The 16443-nt window shown below is 63.4% G+C and carries 16 protein-coding genes; all 16 read left to right on the top strand.

Going from position 1 to position 16443, the window contains the following annotated elements; genetic code table 11:
- Positions 1-48: 48 nt before the first annotated feature.
- The 16 genes from WDB91_RS12440 (at position 49) to WDB91_RS12365 (ending at position 16294) form a co-directional block, all read left to right on the top strand.
- On the top strand, positions 49-381 hold the full coding sequence (locus tag WDB91_RS12440) for a DUF2190 family protein (protein ID WP_339112871.1): 333 nt from the start codon (positions 49-51) through the stop codon (positions 379-381).
- Positions 378-698: a hypothetical protein gene (locus WDB91_RS12435; protein WP_339112870.1), complete on the top strand. Its 321-nt coding sequence runs from the start codon at positions 378-380 to the stop codon at positions 696-698. The genes WDB91_RS12440 and WDB91_RS12435 overlap by 4 nt, the downstream gene beginning before the upstream one ends.
- 1 nt (position 699) lies before the next feature.
- The gene (locus tag WDB91_RS12430) at positions 700-1110 is read left to right on the top strand and encodes a hypothetical protein (protein WP_339112869.1); all 411 of its coding nucleotides are present in this window, start codon (positions 700-702) and stop codon (positions 1108-1110) included.
- A gap of 38 nt (positions 1111-1148) precedes the next feature.
- Entirely contained in the window at positions 1149-1352 is a 204-nt protein-coding gene (locus tag WDB91_RS12425) for a hypothetical protein (RefSeq protein ID WP_339112868.1), read from the top strand.
- 3 nt (positions 1353-1355) lie between these two features.
- Positions 1356-1805 (top strand): hypothetical protein, encoded by a 450-nt coding sequence (locus WDB91_RS12420; RefSeq protein ID WP_339112867.1) that lies wholly within the window; start codon positions 1356-1358, stop codon positions 1803-1805.
- 111 nt (positions 1806-1916) lie between these two features.
- Positions 1917-2372, top strand: a complete 456-nt coding sequence (locus WDB91_RS12415) for a hypothetical protein (RefSeq protein WP_339112866.1) — start codon at positions 1917-1919, stop codon at positions 2370-2372.
- 80 nt (positions 2373-2452) lie between these two features.
- Positions 2453-2722, top strand: a complete 270-nt coding sequence (locus tag WDB91_RS12410; RefSeq protein ID WP_339112865.1) for a hypothetical protein — start codon at positions 2453-2455, stop codon at positions 2720-2722.
- 649 nt (positions 2723-3371) lie between these two features.
- A complete protein-coding gene (locus WDB91_RS12405) occupies positions 3372-9431 on the top strand; it encodes a hypothetical protein (RefSeq protein WP_339112864.1) in 6060 nt (2019 codons plus the stop codon).
- Positions 9428-10342 carry a hypothetical protein gene (locus tag WDB91_RS12400; RefSeq protein WP_339112863.1) on the top strand — a complete coding sequence of 305 codons (915 nt, stop codon included), beginning with the start codon at positions 9428-9430 and terminating at the stop codon, positions 10340-10342. Before WDB91_RS12405 ends, WDB91_RS12400 begins: the two co-directional genes overlap by 4 nt.
- Positions 10342-11325: a hypothetical protein gene (locus WDB91_RS12395; protein ID WP_339112862.1), complete on the top strand. Its 984-nt coding sequence runs from the start codon at positions 10342-10344 to the stop codon at positions 11323-11325. Before WDB91_RS12400 ends, WDB91_RS12395 begins: the two co-directional genes overlap by 1 nt.
- A 10-nt stretch (positions 11326-11335) precedes the next feature.
- The gene (locus WDB91_RS12390; protein WP_339112861.1) at positions 11336-11671 is read left to right on the top strand and encodes a hypothetical protein; all 336 of its coding nucleotides are present in this window, start codon (positions 11336-11338) and stop codon (positions 11669-11671) included.
- 37 nt (positions 11672-11708) lie between these two features.
- Positions 11709-12293, top strand: coding sequence for a hypothetical protein (locus tag WDB91_RS12385; protein ID WP_339112860.1), 585 nt, complete (start codon positions 11709-11711; stop codon positions 12291-12293).
- Between the two features lie 799 nt (positions 12294-13092).
- Positions 13093-13899: a DNA adenine methylase gene (locus WDB91_RS12380; RefSeq protein ID WP_339112859.1), complete on the top strand. Its 807-nt coding sequence runs from the start codon at positions 13093-13095 to the stop codon at positions 13897-13899.
- Positions 13900-13963: 64 nt separating this feature from the next.
- On the top strand, positions 13964-14680 hold the full coding sequence (locus WDB91_RS12375) for a lysozyme (protein ID WP_339112858.1): 717 nt from the start codon (positions 13964-13966) through the stop codon (positions 14678-14680).
- Complete coding sequence (locus WDB91_RS12370) at positions 14662-15036, top strand: hypothetical protein (RefSeq protein ID WP_339112857.1); 375 nt, start codon at positions 14662-14664, stop codon at positions 15034-15036. The genes WDB91_RS12375 and WDB91_RS12370 overlap by 19 nt, the downstream gene beginning before the upstream one ends.
- Positions 15037-15817: 781 nt before the next feature.
- Positions 15818-16294: a hypothetical protein gene (locus tag WDB91_RS12365; protein ID WP_339112856.1), complete on the top strand. Its 477-nt coding sequence runs from the start codon at positions 15818-15820 to the stop codon at positions 16292-16294.
- The last annotated feature ends 149 nt before the right edge of the window (positions 16295-16443 follow it).

Raw genomic sequence — 16443 nt, 5'->3', positions numbered from 1 at the left:
TTTGTGGCGCCCGTCGTCATTTACGACCCATGCGAGAAGGAGATCGCGATGAAGAATTATGTGCAAGCGGGCGAGAATATCACCCTGACCGCCGAGGCCGCAGTAACGGCAGGCCAGCTGGTGAAGATCGGAGGCCTCACGGGGGTGGCGCAAGGCAAGGCGGCAGCGGGGGATCCCGTGACGCTGATCCGGCGCGGCGTGTTCGAGCTGCCCAAGACCTCGGCGCAAGCCTGGACGGTGGGCGCCAAGATCTATCTGGCGGCCGCAGGCGATGTGGTGACCACGGTGGCTTCGGGCAATAGCCTCGTGGGCGTGGCGATGGAGGCGGCGGATGATCCGTCGGAGATCGGGGTGGTGCTCCTCGATGGCGGCATCCGGTGACGGGTGTCTTTGCGGGCATGGCGGGGGTGCTGAGCGCGGTGTTTGGCGATGTGGTCAGCTACATGCCCAAAGGCGGGGCCCCGCGCGAGATCCAGTCGATCTTCCGCACCGCTCCCATCGAGATCGAGGGCGAGGACGGCGCCCCGATCGTGATTGCCGCGCCCACATGGCGGGTGAGCCGCGATCTGGTGCCGGAGCTCGCACGGGACGACCGGATCGATCCGGGGCAGGGCAAGATCTATCGCCTCGCCACGATCCACCCCTCGGGCTCCCCCGCTGGGGATGCGCTGATCCTGTGCGAGTTGAAGGAGGTCTGACATGAGCCGGACCCAGTTCCGCGAACTGGCCAAGGCCGCGCTCGCCAGCGCCCCTGATCTCGCGGGCGTTACGCTGGTCTCGGCCTGGGCGGGCAACTTCTCGGCCAATGACCTGCCGGTGATGGGGGTTGCCACTCCGCGAGAGCGGGGGCGGGCGGGCACGCTCGCCTCTTTCGAGCGCGAGGTGCTCCTGCAGGTGGTGATCAAACGCTTGGGCGGCGCGGAGATCGAGGATCAGCTCGACCGCGATGTCGAGGCGATCGAGGCGGCGGTGATGGGGGCGTTTGGCACCGAACGGGTCACCCTCACGCCCGAGGAGGTGACCACCACGCTCAATGGCGAGGGGGAGGCGGTGATCGGCACCGCCGTCATCAGCTTCACGCTCCAATATCTCAAACCTCTGCGCCGGTAAGGCGCGGGGATCCTTCCTCACAGTAAAGGAGCTTCGCGATGCCGAAGGTCAAGAATACCGGGGCCAGTGATCTGACCCTGCCAAGCGGTCATATCCTGCCCGCAGGCAAAGAGACCGAGCTGCCGCAACCGGTGCTCGATCTGATCGACAACCGCAACGTGCTGGGCGGGCGGATCCGCTCGGGCGCGATCGTGATCGCGGCGGAGGCCAAACCCGCCGCCACTCCCGAGAAGAAAGGCTAAGCCATGACCCAACGCACCTATATCGGCGCCACTGTTGAAGTGGCCGAGGGCAAACCCGCGACGCTTGATGCAGCGGGCTATGCGGCGCTCACCGGCTTTGCCGAGGTGGGCGAGATCACCGAGTTCGGCGAGATCGGCGATACCTCCGAGGATACGACCGAGACCACGCTCAAGGGCCGCACGCTGCACGTCAATGGCGCGCTCGATGGCGGCACCTGTGACTTCACCTTCCTTCTCACCGGCGAGACCGATGCGGGGCAGGAGATCCTCAAGGCCAAGTCCAACACCAACGAGGATGTGTCGGTAAAGATCACCGATCCCGATGGCGAGGTGATCTACTTCCACACCAAGGTCGCCAATATCCGCGACCGCTCGCGCACGGCCTCGACCGCCAAGGGCATGACCGGCCAGTTCCGCATCAACTCGGCGCTGGTACGCGTCGCGGCGGCCTAAGCCAACACACAGAGATCTCCGGCGCGGGCGTGCGCCGGAGCCGGGCGGTTGCGGGCGTGGTTCACCCGCAGCCGCCCTTTTGCTTGAACCCGAACCCCAAGGATATGAGCCATGGACTTCACCAAATTCGACAGCCGCTCGGCCGCAGACAAACCCGCCCGCCTGCATCTCAAAGACCCCGCCTCGGGCGAGGAGCTCTTTGCCGATGAGGCGCGGACCAAACCCTGCGTGGTGCTGGTGCGCGGCACCGAGAGCCGCGCGGTGCAATCGGCCCTGCGCGCGGTCCAGCGCGCCAAGCTGAAGGACAAGCCGAAGAAAGAAAGCGAGGAGGCCCGCACCCTCGAGGATCTCCACGCCCAGATGGTCGATGGCGCCGTGCCGCTGATCACCGGCTTCGAGAATATCGCGCGGGGGGAAGCGGCGCTGACCACCTCCGAGGACGATCTGCGCTGGTTCCTGAACCTGCAGATGATCAACGGGCAGGAGGGCGAGAAGAGCTTTGCCGAGCAGGTGCTGGCCTTTGCCTCCAAGCGCGAAAGTTACTTGGGAAACGCAAACGCGCGCTGATCGCTTACGCAAGCCAGCTGGGCCATCTGCATTCCACGCCGAAATCGTGGAACGAGACCCGGCTGGCCTTCGCCGAGCGCATGGGCCGCCCTCTCGGGCTGCCCGAACTCGATGCGGGCGGCTATCTGGTCGAGGCGATGATCCGCCTCGATCCGGTCCGCTCCACCGGCCTCGATCTGCGCGCCACCGACTGGCCCGAAATCAGCGCCTTCATGCAGGCCACGGGGCGCATCACCGAAGGATGGGAGGCGGAGCTCCTGTTCGAGATGTGCGCGGGGTATTTTGCGGCGCGGCAGGCGGGGGAGGATCCGTTGGCCGTGGGGGGCGTGGAAGCTTTATGCGATCAGTAAAAAATTATTCGCTTATTAACTGATATACTTAACTACAGTTGGTTCAATACAGACAAATATGGGAATTAATATGTGGGATAATTGTTATTGCTCGAAGATCAAGACAATGCTCATTAGAGTAGCTCTGGCTTGGATCGCTGCTCTTATAATTGCAGTAGGATTATCGCTATTGATGTTTGGCACGTCGTCAAATTTACCGATTACCTTGATCGTCATTTTTTTACCTCTGATAGCTACCATTATCGGTCTTGGTGCATACGGATATGTATCTAAGAATAAAAAGGACTGGGTAGTTTTGTATTTATGGGGAGACGTGTGTCGCGTTTTCTCGGGAGCATCAATCGGGGCCGCATATGCGCTAACACTTAATAGCTTAGCGTCAGGTGGTACGGAGGCACTCGCAGAATCCAAGGTAAATATGTTCCTCGTTTTGGTGGCATTTTCCAGCTTGTTTCTTTCAGAAATGAGTAGTCATCCAGAAGGAAAATGGTCGTTGTGCTCAACAATCAAAAATATAGCGCTCTTCGCTCTAGTGCCTGGGATCTCTGCATACATGTACTTGGATTAGGGCTTCTAAAATTTTTTGCCAACCAACCCCAAGGGGCGGACCACACGGTCTGCCCCTTTTTCCATTCAGAAGAGGTGTGCCATGGCGATGGGCCAGATGGGTGCGATGCAGGCGAAGCTCGGGCTGGACCTGAGCCAGTTCCAGTCGGGGGCGCGGGCGGCGAGTGCCGAGGCGCAGAAGATGGCGGGCAATATCAATCAGGCCTGGGCGGGGGTGCGGGCGTCTGTCGAGGTCAAGGCCGCGCGGTCGTTTGACCAGCTGCGCGCCTCGATCGATCCGGCCTTTGCGGCGAGCCAACGCTATGCGGATGTGCAGCGTCAGGTGGCGGGGTTTGTCGAGAGCGGGGTGGCGAGCCAACGGGCGGCCAATCAGGTGCTCGAGCAGGCGGCGGCCAGATATCTCGGCGTGGCGAGTGCGTCCGATCGGGCGGCACAGGCGGCCCGGGCGGGCGAGGCGGCACAGGCGGAGGCCGCGCGCACGGCGCAAAATGCCGCGCGCAGCTATGAGAGCCTGCGCGCCTCGGTCGATCCGCTCTATGCCAGCTCGCAGCGCTACAGGCAGGCGGTGGAGGTGCTCAATGCCGCGCAGGCGGCGGGGGTGGTCGATGACCGTGCGCGGGCCAATACCCTGCGGCTTCTGGGCGAGCAGCTCTCGGCCACAAGCGGCGTGATGCAGCGCACGGGCGGGATCTCGGGGCGGATGTCCTCGGCCTTCTCGAATGCGTCGTTCCAGGTGCAGGACTTCTTCGTGCAGATCGCGGGTGGCACCGATGTGATGCGGGCCTTTGCGATGCAGGCGCCGCAGCTTCTGGGCGCTTTGGGCTTCTCTGGTAAGCTCGCGATGATCGGTAGCGCCTTGGGCACGCTGGTGGCGGTAGGCGCGGTGGTGCTGCCGATGCTCGGGGATTTTGGCCGCAAGGCCAAGGATATGGGCGAGGCGGTCGATGATCTCGAGGGCTCGCTCGGAGATCTGCGGTCTGCCCTCGATGTGGCGGCGATCCCGATGGCCGCTCTGCGCAAGGAATTCGGGCTCAATGCCGAGGCCGCGCGCGAGATGAACCTCGCGATGCTGGATCTGGCGCAGCTGAAGGCGATGAATGACCTTGATGCTTCAACCGAGGCGCTGCGCACCCGCTTTGCGGATCTGGTGGCACAGGTCGACCGCTTCGATGCGGCGACCCGTCAGGCGGGTGGCGCGCTGCGCGAGGATTTTGTGGCGATGGCGCAGACGAGCATCCGCCAGCTGCAGAGCCAGTTCGGGCTGACGATTATCGAGGCGCGCGGCGTGGCCGATGCGATGCGCAGGATCAATTCGGGCGATGTCGATCAGGTGGCGGCCGGAGCCAAGGATCTGACGCAGGTGCTCATGGCGGTGAAGGATGCCACGGGCCGCATTCCGCCCGATCTGCAGGAGGCGGCCTCGGCGGCAGCCCAGACGGCGATCGAGGCGCTGCGGCTGGCGGGCTATGTCGAGCAGGCGGAAAAGATCGCGGCCAATCTGCCGGTGGGGCTCAACAGTGCGGCGGATGCCGCCCAGCGTCTGGCCTCGGCCATGGCGGCGGCCACCGGCTTCTCGGCCAATCTCGATGCGCAGATCAGAACGCTCGACGTGCAGATCGAGGCCACGCGCACCAAGCAGAATGTGGCCAATGCCACGCGCATCGCGGGGCTCGAGCTGGAAGCGCAGGCGCGGCGCGACGCGGCGGTGGCCGCGGGCGAGGATGCGCTGGCCGCCGATGCGCGGCTCGCCATCGATCAGGCGCAGATCAAGACGATGTCCGAGAAGCTCGCGACACTCGACCAGCTGACGGCGGCGCAAAAAGCCTCGACCCAAGCGGGCACGGCGGGCGTCAAGGCCGCCCAAAAGCTCGAGAAGGCGCAGGCGAAAGAGGCCGAGCGCTGGCGCGATCTGATTGATCCGATGAACCGCTATCGCCGCGAGCTGGGCGAGCTGAACACTCTGGCGAAGGACGGCCTTCTGACGCCGGAGGAAGTGCAAAAGGCCGTGGCGCAGCTCAATGCCGATCTGGCCGATAGCCTGCCGCTGGTGGGCGAACTGACCGACACGCTGGTCGACGGGCTTTTTACAGGGTTCCGGACCACTTTGGGGAGCATTGGCGATATGTTCAAATCCTGGCTCAAACAGATGATCGCCACGGCGGCGAAGAACCGCATTCTGGTGGCAATGGGGGTGACGGGCGCGACTGGCGTGGCCGGCACGGCCGCGGCGGCCACGGGCGTCATGCCCGGCGGCCTCGGGTCGATCGCGACCAGCGGGCTGGGACTTGCCGGCACGCTGGGCTCGCTCGGCTCTGCGGCTGTCTCGGGGGCAAGCGGGCTCGTGACCAGCCTCACCGGCGCAGGCGGTGGCCTGGGCGCGGCGGGCAGCTATCTCACGGGCGTGCTGGGCGGGGCGACCTCGAGCCTCACGGGCTTTGCGGCGGCCGTGGGCGCGATCGCGCTGCCGGTGGCGGCGGTAGGCTTTCTGATCTCGGGGCTGATCGGCAAGACGAAGGTGCTCGATACCGGCATCCGCGCGCTGATTGGCGGGAGCTATATCACCGTCCAGACCTATGAGAAGATCGAGAAGTCGAGGTTCTGGGGGCTCTCCAAATCGAAGCGCACGAACTACTCGGCCGCCTCGAGCGAGATCGCGGATCCGATCCGTCGGGCCGTTTATGGCGTGCAGGACAGCATCGCCGCCGCAGCCTCTGCCTTGGACATTGGCGCCGAGGCCTTTGACGGCTTTGCCTATGAGCTGAAGTTTTCGACCAAGGGGCTCTCGGAAGACGAGGCGCTGGAGGTGCTGCAGGACAGGCTCACCGGGCTGGGCGATGCCTATGCGGGGCAGATCACAGGGCTCGAGGCCTTCTCGGCCTCGGGCGAGGGCGCGATGGAGACCATCAACCGTCTGGCCTCGGCGCTGCAAACGGTGAATGCGGCGATGGATACGCTGGGCAATAGCTTCCGCGCCACGGGGCTGGTGGGGGCCAATATGGCGAGCCAGCTGACGCAGCTCTTCGGCGGCGATGAGGCCTTCGGCACCGCCGTGAGCAGCTATTACCAGGCGGTCTATTCCGAGAGCGAGCGTCTGGCCACGCTGACCCGCCAGACGACGGAAGCGCTGGCCGAAATGGGCCTCGCGATGCCGGCCTCGCGCGATCAATACCGCGCCCTGGTCGATGCGATGGATCTGACCACCGAAGGCGGGCGCGAACTCTGGGCCACGCTGGTGGGCATGGCAGGGGTCTTTGACGAGATCCTGCCGCAGGTCTCGGCCTTCACTGCGCAGATCGAGGCGCTCTCGGGGCAGGTCTCGACCTCGCTCGATGGGGCGATCACCGCCTATACGGCCGCGCAACAGGCCTCGGCGCAGGCCGCGACCAACTGGTATAAGGCGGCCGACAGTATCGCGGAGTTCGTGGCGGAGATGCGGGGCACCTCTTCGGCGATGGTGAGCCCGCAATCGGCACTGGCCTTCTCGGCCGCGCGGTATCAGAGCACTCTGGCCTCGGCTAAAGCGGGCGATCTCGATGCCACAAGCGGGCTGACCGGCGTGGCGCAGACCTATCTCGATCGGGTCTCTGCCACGGCCACCAGCGCGCTCGATGTGGCGCGAGCTCAGGCACGGGTGGCCTCGGATCTGGGACAGGTGGAAGGCATCGCCCAGATCGAGGGGGCAAAGTCCGAAGCCATCGCGAGCCTGACGCAAAATCAGGTCGATCTGATGACCGAGGCCCGCGATTATCTCGCGGCCGGCAATGCGCTGAGCGAGGAGCAGATCGATATGTTGCAGACCCAGCTCGGCGATCTCGACAGCGCCATCACGGCGGCTGCCGAGATCAACTACGCGAGCCTGCAGAAACAGATCGATCTGGCCATTGATGTGGTCGAGGATGCGAAGATCCCCGACTATCTGAAGGCGATGCTCTCCGATAGCGCCTCTGGTGTCACCCGCTATGTGGACTTCATCACCCGCTCGGATCTGACAGCCGATCAGAAGTGGCTGGCACTTACGGGGGCATCGGAACATGTGAAGACGATCAGCCTGATCGCGGATCAGGGGCAGATCAGCGGGGATCTCCTGGATCTGGCGCTCACCTCGGCCGATACGCTGGTCAAGACCATCAGCTATATGTCGGGGACGCTGCTGCCCGCGGATCTGCAGGCGCTGGCGCTCGAGGATGCCTCGAGCCTTCTCAAATCGATCCGCTGGGTGGCACAGAGCCTGCCGGCGGATCTGCGGGCGATCGTGTTCAACGATATCGACGCGCTCGACAAGGTGATCAACTTCCGTGTCGGGCAGTCGGTCTCGGGCACCGTGCAGAAGCTGGCCCTGGGCGAGGCGGAGGAGTTCCGCCGGATCCTGAATCTGGTCTCGGGCCAGCTGGTCTCCTCCCGAGTGCAGGCACTGGCGCTCGACGATCCGTCGGGCTTCCGGCGCAGCCTGTCGATCGTGGCGGGCGCGCTGCCCTCGGGGCGGGTGCAGACGCTGGCCCTCGATACGGCCAAAGCCTTCACGCGTGTGCTCGACTTCCAGCTCGGGCGCACACCGCAGGCCAAGGTCTGGTCATTGGCGCTGGCCACGACGTCGAAGCTGCAGAAGACGGTGAACCTGCTGACGGGCCGCAAGCTTGATGCAGAGACCATGCGGGTGGCGCTGGCCGGCAATAGCGAGTTGGCGCGGGTGGTGAATGTGGCGCTGTCCTCCAAGGCGGATACGCGGGCGGTCAAACTCGCGCTCGGCAATCTCGGCGCCTATGCGGTGACGGTGAATGCGGCTTTGGGCAAAGGGATCACCGGCGATCTGCGGCAGCTCGTCTTTGCCGGGCAGGGCAGCTATGCGGCGATGATCGAGGCGGCCTTCTCGAAGGGGCTCACCGCCGATCAGCGCCGGATCCTGCTCACGCAGCAGGGCGGCTATATCGCGCAGATCACGGGCGTGCTGGCGGGCAATCAATCGGCGCAGATCAAGGCGCTGCTCTTGAACGCCAATACATCGGCCGCGCGGGCGATCACCATCCGCGCCGCCTTTGCCTCTAACCTCTCGGCCGATCAGCGGGCGGCGCTCTCGAGCGCGGCGCTCACCGTCTCGCGCATCATCGTGGGCACGATGCGGCTGGGCTCGCTCTCGGGCGACCAGATCCGCATGCTCAGGGCGGCGAGCGGGACACTGACCCGCACGCTGAAGGGCACGGTCGATCTCTCGGGGCTCACCGCGCAGCAGAAGAGCCTGCTGGCGGCGGTCTCGGGGGCAAGCTCGGGCCGGATCACATTGGGTGGGTCCTTCCGCTTTGATCCAAGCTCGGCCTTTGCCAACCTGATGACCAACTCGGTCAAGGCGCCGATGGAGGCGGCGCGGGCCAGCATGGTGGGGCTGCGTGCGAGCTTAGGTGGCCTTCGGAGCGCAGTGGAGGCACAGAGCGATCTGCTGAAAGCGCAGCAGAAACAGGCGCAGGTGGCCGCGGCACAGGCGAGCTATGACAGCCTGATGGACCAGCTGGCCAACTTCACGCCGGATCAGGCGGTGGGGGCCCCGAGCAAGCTCTCGACATGGTCCTCGGGCGGGCTGGCCGCACTGGCCTCCTATCAGGTGGGCAACAAGACATTCAGCGCGCAGGACAGTAAAAAGCAGCTGGTCATGCTCGACCGGAAGGAGGACCGGGCGACCTACAATGCCATCGTCGCGCAGCTCAACACCAGTGCCTATGAGCAGGCGATGGCCTACGCCACCCGCCTCAATGATGCGGCGGCCGCGAGTGACCTGAAAGAACAGGCGCTCGAGACCTCGCTGCAGGAAGCGGCCCGCGCGCTGCGCGATCTCGGCGTCGATATCGAGATCCCGCAATTTGCAGCGGGTGGCCTGCATACAGGCGGGCTCAGGCTCGTGGGTGAGAAGGGCCCCGAGATCGAGGCCACGGGCGCGAGCCGGATCTGGTCGGCCGATCAGACCCGCCGGATGCTTTCGGGTGGTAACGGCGGCGGGCAGGGCGCTGACACGGCGCTTCTGGCCGAGGTGAAGGCGTTGCGCGAAGAACTGGCCGGTATGCGCACCGAACAGCGCCAGCTCGGACTGAGTGGCACCAATGACATGCGCAAGCTGCGTATGATCGAAGAACGGCGGGAGGCCGAGACGCAATGACGCAAGCCCTGATGATCATCCCCGTGCCTTTGGGCGCGGGGAACATGCAGGCCTCGAACGTATCCGAGGATGACTATGGCAACTGGGCCTCGGGCACCTCTTATGCGGTGGGCGATCGGGTGATCCTCACCGCCACCCATCGCATCTATGAGGCCCTCGCCCCCGGATCCGGCGTGCATCCGGTCTCGGGCAGTAATGCCGGAGATTACTGGGTGGAGGTCGGCTCGACCAATCGCTGGCGGGCGTTCGATGCCACGCTGGGGCAGGCCACCACGCGGGGGGAGAGCATCACCTATACGCTGGGGCTCCCCGCGCGGGTCGATGCGATCGCCTTCATCGATCTGGTCGCGATCTCGCTGCAGGTGGTGATCCGCGATGCGGGGGGCGGCGTGGTCTATGACCGTACGGCCGATCTCCTCGACACAAGCCAGATCCAGAGCTGGGCCGACTTCTTCACCTATGAGGATAGTTTCGACCCCGAGCAGGTCTTTGTCGATCTGGGCGCGCTCTCGGGCTTCACGCTCGAGATCACCATCTCCAATCCGGGCGGCACGGCCTCGGTGGCCGAGATCGTCATGGGGCGGGGGGAATATCTGGGTGATGTGCTCGATGGCTCGCGCTCGGGCTTTACCGATTACTCCCGCCGCGAGACCGATGACTATGGCAATGTCTCGATCGTCAAACGCCCGACGGCCCGCAAGGCCGAATGGCAGCTGGCCTTTGACACGGCCGCCAATCGCCGGATCCAGCGCGCGCTCGAGCAGGCGCGCGGCGCACCCGCTTACTTCTACCCGGGCGACGGTATGACGCCCTTCGCCCTCGCCGTCTATGGCGTGGCCGATGACTTCTTCCCCGCGCTTTCGGGCGGCGGGCGCACGATTGCAACCCTTACCCTGACAGGAGTGGCCTGATGGCAAAACCCACCTATACCCCACCACCCAACGAGGCCCCGATCCTCGGCGACCCGAGCTTTGCGGCCAAGGCTCAAGGCTTCCTCGGCTGGTTCCCCGTCATGGGCGAATACATGCAGGGCATGGGCGACTGGATCGAGACGATGATCGGCGATGTGCCCTCGGACAATATCGCGGCCTTCGCGCATCTGGGTGGCGCGGCCAACAAGCTGCCCTACTTCACGGGGGCCGGCGCGATGGCCATGGCCGATCTGACGGCGGATGGGCGCAGCCTGATCGGCCAGAGCGGGGTGCTGAAGGCGTCGGGTGCGCTACTCGCGGGCACCGGTGTCACGCAGAGCAAGTTCGACAATACCGTCGGTCGCCTGTTGAAATCGGGTGATGCTGGCGTTTTAGGACCCACGGTGTCGATGGGATCGATTGGGATCACGAGCCTGAATAACGCACCTTCAGGGGCATCCGTCTCTTTCTATGGTGTGCATACCGAACGCCCGGATGATGTAAGTGTCGGCATGGTGCAAACCTTTGAAGGTCCGAGTGGCGAGAAAACTCAGGTTTGTTATCCGACTTATCCATATTCTGAAGTCGGCCAGATATATTATCGAACGTATATCTCCTCAGCTTGGTCCTCTTGGAGCTTTGTGTTTCCGAAGCGCGGCTCAAACTCGAATGGAGAGTATGTCAGATTTCCTGAGGGGACGCAGATCTGCTGGCGGCGCTCCTCACACGGCGGGTATACATGGACAACTGCCGATGGGGCCCTGTTCATGCAGGGAAGTTCTTCTAACTGGACTTTTCCCGCGTCGTTTTCGGCGATCCCAACTGTTAGTGGTGATGCAGAAACTGCGGCGGCATCTATCACGGGAGTGGCCTTTGGTTCAGCCACGACAACCGTGGTGCCTTTCCGGCCATGGAGCTCGACCTCGCTATCTGGCTCGATTGAGAAATATGTACACACGCGCGCTGTAGGTCGCTGGAAGTAAGGAATACATCATGCAGATCATCTTCTCACCCATCGTCCGCCGTCCGGGCACCGATTACGAACTCCACGAGCTATCCGTGGAGGGCGCCACGCTGACCGTCAACGGCACCGACTACGATCTGACCGCCCTCGCATATGACGAAGAAACGAGGCTTGCCGGCTACATCCAGAGCGCCACGCGGGATGCGACAAGCGGCTGGACCGTCACGCTGCTCCTGCCGATCGGAGATAATGCCTCCGAGGCGCAGCGTTTCCCCGAAGCCGTCACGGTAGCCAGCGGGACGGTGCCGCTGCCGGCGCCACCCGATCCGGAGGCCAACGAGACCAGCACAGAAGACGCAGGATGACCCGCCCCTCGAGGCGGGATTTTTTATGAGGCGATACATGGATAAGACACAGGCGCGAAAAGCCGGGAAGTTCTTCGGCGACGAGCTGCTGAAGTTTGCCGTGCGCTGGTTGATCGGCGCGCTGGCCGTTGTGGCCGTATGGATCTTCACTCCCGTGAAGGAAGGTGTGCTGCGGTTCTGGACGCTCCCCGATCGGGTCAACGGATGGGAGGCAAAGCTCGACACCCTGACCAAAGCCGTGGCTTCGGCCACGGGGGCGGATCGGGTGATCCGTGAGCCCTTCGGCATGGCCTATATCGAAGAGCCGGTACAGCAGGGACAGAACGTGGTGCTGCACCTCTTCGTACAGCGCACCGAACTGGGTGAGGATTGCCGTCTCATGCAATGGGTGCCGCTGTTCCGCGATGTGACGAATGTGGATCTGCCGGGCATGCGCGCGTCCTCGGCGCCGATCCAGCAGATCGGCACGGATCTCTCGCGCGTCAGGATCGAGCTGGTCCCGCCAGCGGCGCTCTATCCCGGGCGCATCACGGTCCAGTTGCAGCTGCAATATGACTGCGATGGGAAGCTCATTCCCGAAAAGACCAAGCCCGTGGCCTATCGTCTGCTGAAGAAGGGATGAAAAAGGCGCGGCCGTTCGCCCAAGCCGCGCCTTAGTGCTCTCTATGGAGTGGTGTAACAAGTTCCGGAGCATCTTACGAATTAGGGCACCGCGAAGCTCTGACAAGATTAGATTTTCTGCCCCGCCATCGAACGGGGCTCTCCGTGATGCAATGAGGGATGCCTGCCACAACCTGCCTCACGGCCATCGTGGAGCGCAGGGCCACGCGAGGGAAAGGGGAAACGGGCGCGGAGGAGTGGTGGTTCGGAACCCGCGCCCGGTACTGGTTACAACTTGGAGCCTATGCGAGTTCTGTTTAAAATCAATCACAACATGTGTTGACTTTGCGGCATGCAGGCAAGGGGCAAGCGGCTCGGTCCGCAGGCTGGCGCACTACCGGAGCGGCGCTTGAGTGCGCCCTGTCGGGTGAAGCCATTGATCGCATGGGAGAGATACGGGAAAGGCGCGGGTTCCTGGCAGCTACCCGCGCCTTTGAGCCTGTAGAAACGGCAACTCATGACGCCGCAGATCAACACTAGTTGATGATCAAAAACCCGACAAACCCGAAATACCGGCTGCGCTGCCTGACGCAGAGTCGCTGCCTAATAATTTGGCCGTGAGCGCAGAGCCCCCGCGGCTCCCATGCAAAATTCATGACGCCCCGCCACCGTGTGGGGCGTTTTGTTTACCCCTTTCAGGGGCCGAGGTGCGCTAACACCCCGACCGTGCGACTGCCTAGAAAACACCGCACCGACCCAAGCAGCTGCAAGACTGGTCGCCTGACCCCCGAGAGGGCGGGCGCCGTATCAGGCAGAATCATATGTATAATCAAGTCAAAAGCGCCCAACCCGTTGCGCCGTGGCTGGGCGGCAAGAAACATCTGTCCGCACGTCTCGTGCAGAAGATCGAGGCGATCGACCATCACGCCTATATCGAGCCGTTCGTGGGCATGGGGGGCGTGTTCCTGCGCCGGCGTTTTAAGCCCAAGCTCGAGGTGGCCAACGATATCAATGGCGAGATCGTCAATCTCTTCCGGATCCTGCAGCGCCATTACCCCCAGCTGATGGAGGTGATGAAGTTCCAGATCGTCTCGCGCCGCGAGTTCGAGCGGCTGCGCACCCAGCCGCCCGAGACCCTGACCGATCTCGAACGGGCGGCGCGTTTCCTCTACCTCCAGCGGCTGGCCTTTGGCGGGCAGCTGGGCGGGGTGTTCGGGGTCGCGACCGATCGGGCGCGGTTCTCGCTCTCGCGGATCGGGCCGCTTCTGGAGGATGCGCATGAGCGGCTCGAGGGTGTGGTCTTCGAGTGTCTCGACTGGTCCGAGCTGGTGCGCCGCTATGACAGCGCGGGCAGCCTCTTCTATCTCGATCCGCCCTATTACGGCGGGGAGAATGATTACGGGAAGAACATCTTCGACCGCGCCCAGTTTGCCCGCATGGCCGAGCAGCTCGGCCAGATCAAGGGCAGTTTCGTGCTGTCGATTAATGATACGCCCGAGATCCGCGAGACCTTCGCGGGCTTCGAGTTCGAGGAGGTGGCGCTCAAATACAGCGTCTCGGCCAAAGGCGCGACCGAGGCGCGCGAGTTGATCATCTCGAACCGCTCCGAGGCCGGACGCCTGCTTTAAGCGCCGCCTTCGATCCCCCACCACGCCCCGCCAATTCGGCGGGGCTTTTTCATGGAGAAATGGAATGTTCAAACTCTTGCCCGACTGGCGCGAGGTGCTGCTGCGCGCCTGGTCGATCCGCTTGATCCTGCTGACGGCGGTGCTCTCCGGCCTCGAGGTCGTGGTCTCGCTTCTCGATGCGGATCTTCTCGGCATGCCGCCCGGGGCGTTTGCCGCGCTGGCGGGCCTCATCTCGATCGCGGCCACCATCGCGCGTCTGGTCCAGCAATCCGGCATCTGGTCCGAGGATCTCAGCCGAGACGAGAGCGGGGCGCTGCGCAAGCGCCATGCGGCGGGCGTGGCCGGTGTGGCGGCCGCCATTGCGCTGGCCATTACCACGATCGCGCCCTGGGAGGGCAGGGAGCTGCGCGCCTATCGCGATATCGTGGGCATCCCGACGATCTGCTTTGGCGAAACCGAAGGCGTGAAGATGGGCGATGTGGCGACCGAGGCCGAGTGCCGGACGCAGCTTGCCAAGCGCGTGGCGCAGTTCGAGGCTGAGATCCGGCCCTGTCTGCCCGCGAGCCTGCCGGAGCGGACCCGCGCGGCCTTTATCAGCGCGGCCTACAACATCGGGTCACATGACTTCTGCCGCTCGAGCATGTCGCGCCGGGCCTTGGCGGGCGATCTGCGCGGGGCCTGTGATGCGCTTCTGATGTGGAACAAGGCCGGCGGCCGCGTCGTGCGCGGCCTGACCAACCGGCGCAAGGCGGAGCGTGAACTATGCCTGTCCGGTCTGTAATCACGGGCGCCGCCTTCCTGCTGATGATGGCGGCGAGCTTCGGGGCAGGGTGGTCCGCTCAGGACTGGCGGCTCGGTGCGCAGCTCGCGGCCAAGCAGGCGGCATGGGATGCGGTGAAAGCTGCAGCCCTGCTGACAGAGCGTCAGCGCACCGCCGAGGCAATCGAGAAGACCAACGCTGCAAACGCGGCGCTGGCAGAGGCAGAACGCGCGCTGTCGATCGCGCAGGGCGAACGAGACACAGCCCGAAGGAGGCTTATCGATGAGTTTGAAACTGATCCCGATCTCTCTGGCCCCGGCATTCCTGCTGGCCGCCTGCAGTCAATCCGCGAGCACTGGGCCGGTGGTGGCCGATGAAGCACCGCGGCCGCAGGTGGTGTTGCCCGCGGCCGCCCGCATACCGTGCGCCTCACCGGCATCCCTTCTCGCGACAGGCGGGACGCTGGCGGATGACGCGGTGAGTATTACGCGGCTTGGGGATGAGCTGATCGCCTGTGAGGGACGGCGGCGCGTGGCGGTTGAGGCGTTTGATCGTGCGGTGGAATGAAAAGAACGACCGAGTGACGGCTTTCGTGCAAAGTGCAGCGGACGACTGGCCACACAAGCTTGCACGATGTGGGCTCAACCTTCGTGCCAGTCTCCAGCGCTTTGGAATAGGATTGCAAGCCATCTAGTCATGGCTATCAGTCCTTTAGGAATGCGCTAGACTGCTGGGAATCGCAGCGAAATTGAGGTGCATATGCCATATGTTAGATCTTCAGCCATTTCTCGCATCGAGTGGACTAACGGAACCCTTTCAATCTGGTTTAATGAAACTGGGAGATACGACTATCACGGGGTCCCCGAGAGGCTTTTTCACGAATTCTTAGCTGCCGGATCAAAGGGGTCATTTTACAATAGTTACATTAGGGATCGTTATTAGCGACTTGGCTAGATCATCTGGGTCGATCCCAGAAGCCATGCTTTTAGCGCTTTCGGCCTTTACCGGCCGGCCGGGCATGCTCCCTTGCCGCAGTGCAGCTTCCCCGAAGCGCTCGATCGTTGCAAGGTGCCGCGAGACTCGGAGCGAACGTCGCTTATGCGGACAAAGTGGACGGTCCAGGCTATTCATCAGAACCGCAGACAATGGAGTTGACTCATGCCAGTTCTCGGTAGGCGGACGGTAAGAATAGGCGACGTCTTTCAGATCCTGACGTCTGAAGGCGTCTGCTACGGGCTGGTGACGCATAGCCACGAGAAGTGGGGATTCGTAATCTCGGTGTTCAGGGATTTCTACGATCAAGAACCGGAGGATTTCGCTTCGGTGGTGGCGGGCAGCCCGCAAATTACCACAACATTCCTGATACAACACGCCGTGCGCTCCGGACTTTTCGCGCTGGTTGCCCATGTTGAGGTGCCTGATCACCTTCAAGATTTTCCAACTTTCAGAGGAACCAACAATCTGAAGGGAGATGACACTCTCTGGTTCTTTTGGAATGGGAAAGAAGAATGGCGTGTTCAGCGCCCTCTCAGCGAGGCCGAAAAAAGGTATCCCGAGGGGCCTTCCCTTCCAAGCGCGCCACTTTTAATTGAGATGATCCAGAAGAACTACCGGGCCGAACTAGACTACATTTAGCCTGAACTCGGCAGGACAATCACTGACGGCGATGGGCTCAAACCGATCATGCAGCGGCGCGGCGGCCCCATCACGAGGGCCGCGCCAACCTATCGACGCGTTCGGCCCATAGCCGACCTTCGGATAAAGCTCCGCAGATGGTCGCTCGC

The sequence above is a fragment of the Thioclava sp. GXIMD2076 genome, from assembly GCF_037949795.1.
Classification (GTDB): domain Bacteria; phylum Pseudomonadota; class Alphaproteobacteria; order Rhodobacterales; family Rhodobacteraceae; genus Thioclava; species Thioclava kandeliae.
Note: the sequence above shows the minus strand (reverse complement) of the source record. Positions and strands in the feature narration are given on the sequence as shown.

What these genes read in the sequence shown, in the direction of transcription:
- WDB91_RS12395 (WP_339112862.1), top strand. Translation starts at nt 10,342, where the DNA reads ATGGCAAAACCCACCTATACCCCACCACCCAACGAGGCCCCGATCCTC.
- WDB91_RS12365 (WP_339112856.1), top strand. Translation starts at nt 15,818, where the DNA reads ATGCCAGTTCTCGGTAGGCGGACGGTAAGAATAGGCGACGTCTTTCAG.
- WDB91_RS12390 (WP_339112861.1), top strand. Translation starts at nt 11,336, where the DNA reads ATGCAGATCATCTTCTCACCCATCGTCCGCCGTCCGGGCACCGATTAC.
- WDB91_RS12405 (WP_339112864.1), top strand. Translation starts at nt 3,372, where the DNA reads ATGGCGATGGGCCAGATGGGTGCGATGCAGGCGAAGCTCGGGCTGGAC.
- WDB91_RS12370 (WP_339112857.1), top strand. Translation starts at nt 14,662, where the DNA reads ATGCCTGTCCGGTCTGTAATCACGGGCGCCGCCTTCCTGCTGATGATG.
- WDB91_RS12380 (WP_339112859.1), top strand. Translation starts at nt 13,093, where the DNA reads ATGTATAATCAAGTCAAAAGCGCCCAACCCGTTGCGCCGTGGCTGGGC.
- WDB91_RS12400 (WP_339112863.1), top strand. Translation starts at nt 9,428, where the DNA reads ATGACGCAAGCCCTGATGATCATCCCCGTGCCTTTGGGCGCGGGGAAC.
- WDB91_RS12425 (WP_339112868.1), top strand. Translation starts at nt 1,149, where the DNA reads ATGCCGAAGGTCAAGAATACCGGGGCCAGTGATCTGACCCTGCCAAGC.
- WDB91_RS12410 (WP_339112865.1), top strand. Translation starts at nt 2,453, where the DNA reads ATGGGCCGCCCTCTCGGGCTGCCCGAACTCGATGCGGGCGGCTATCTG.
- WDB91_RS12430 (WP_339112869.1), top strand. Translation starts at nt 700, where the DNA reads ATGAGCCGGACCCAGTTCCGCGAACTGGCCAAGGCCGCGCTCGCCAGC.
- WDB91_RS12375 (WP_339112858.1), top strand. Translation starts at nt 13,964, where the DNA reads ATGTTCAAACTCTTGCCCGACTGGCGCGAGGTGCTGCTGCGCGCCTGG.
- WDB91_RS12415 (WP_339112866.1), top strand. Translation starts at nt 1,917, where the DNA reads ATGGACTTCACCAAATTCGACAGCCGCTCGGCCGCAGACAAACCCGCC.
- WDB91_RS12440 (WP_339112871.1), top strand. Translation starts at nt 49, where the DNA reads ATGAAGAATTATGTGCAAGCGGGCGAGAATATCACCCTGACCGCCGAG.
- WDB91_RS12420 (WP_339112867.1), top strand. Translation starts at nt 1,356, where the DNA reads ATGACCCAACGCACCTATATCGGCGCCACTGTTGAAGTGGCCGAGGGC.
- WDB91_RS12385 (WP_339112860.1), top strand. Translation starts at nt 11,709, where the DNA reads ATGGATAAGACACAGGCGCGAAAAGCCGGGAAGTTCTTCGGCGACGAG.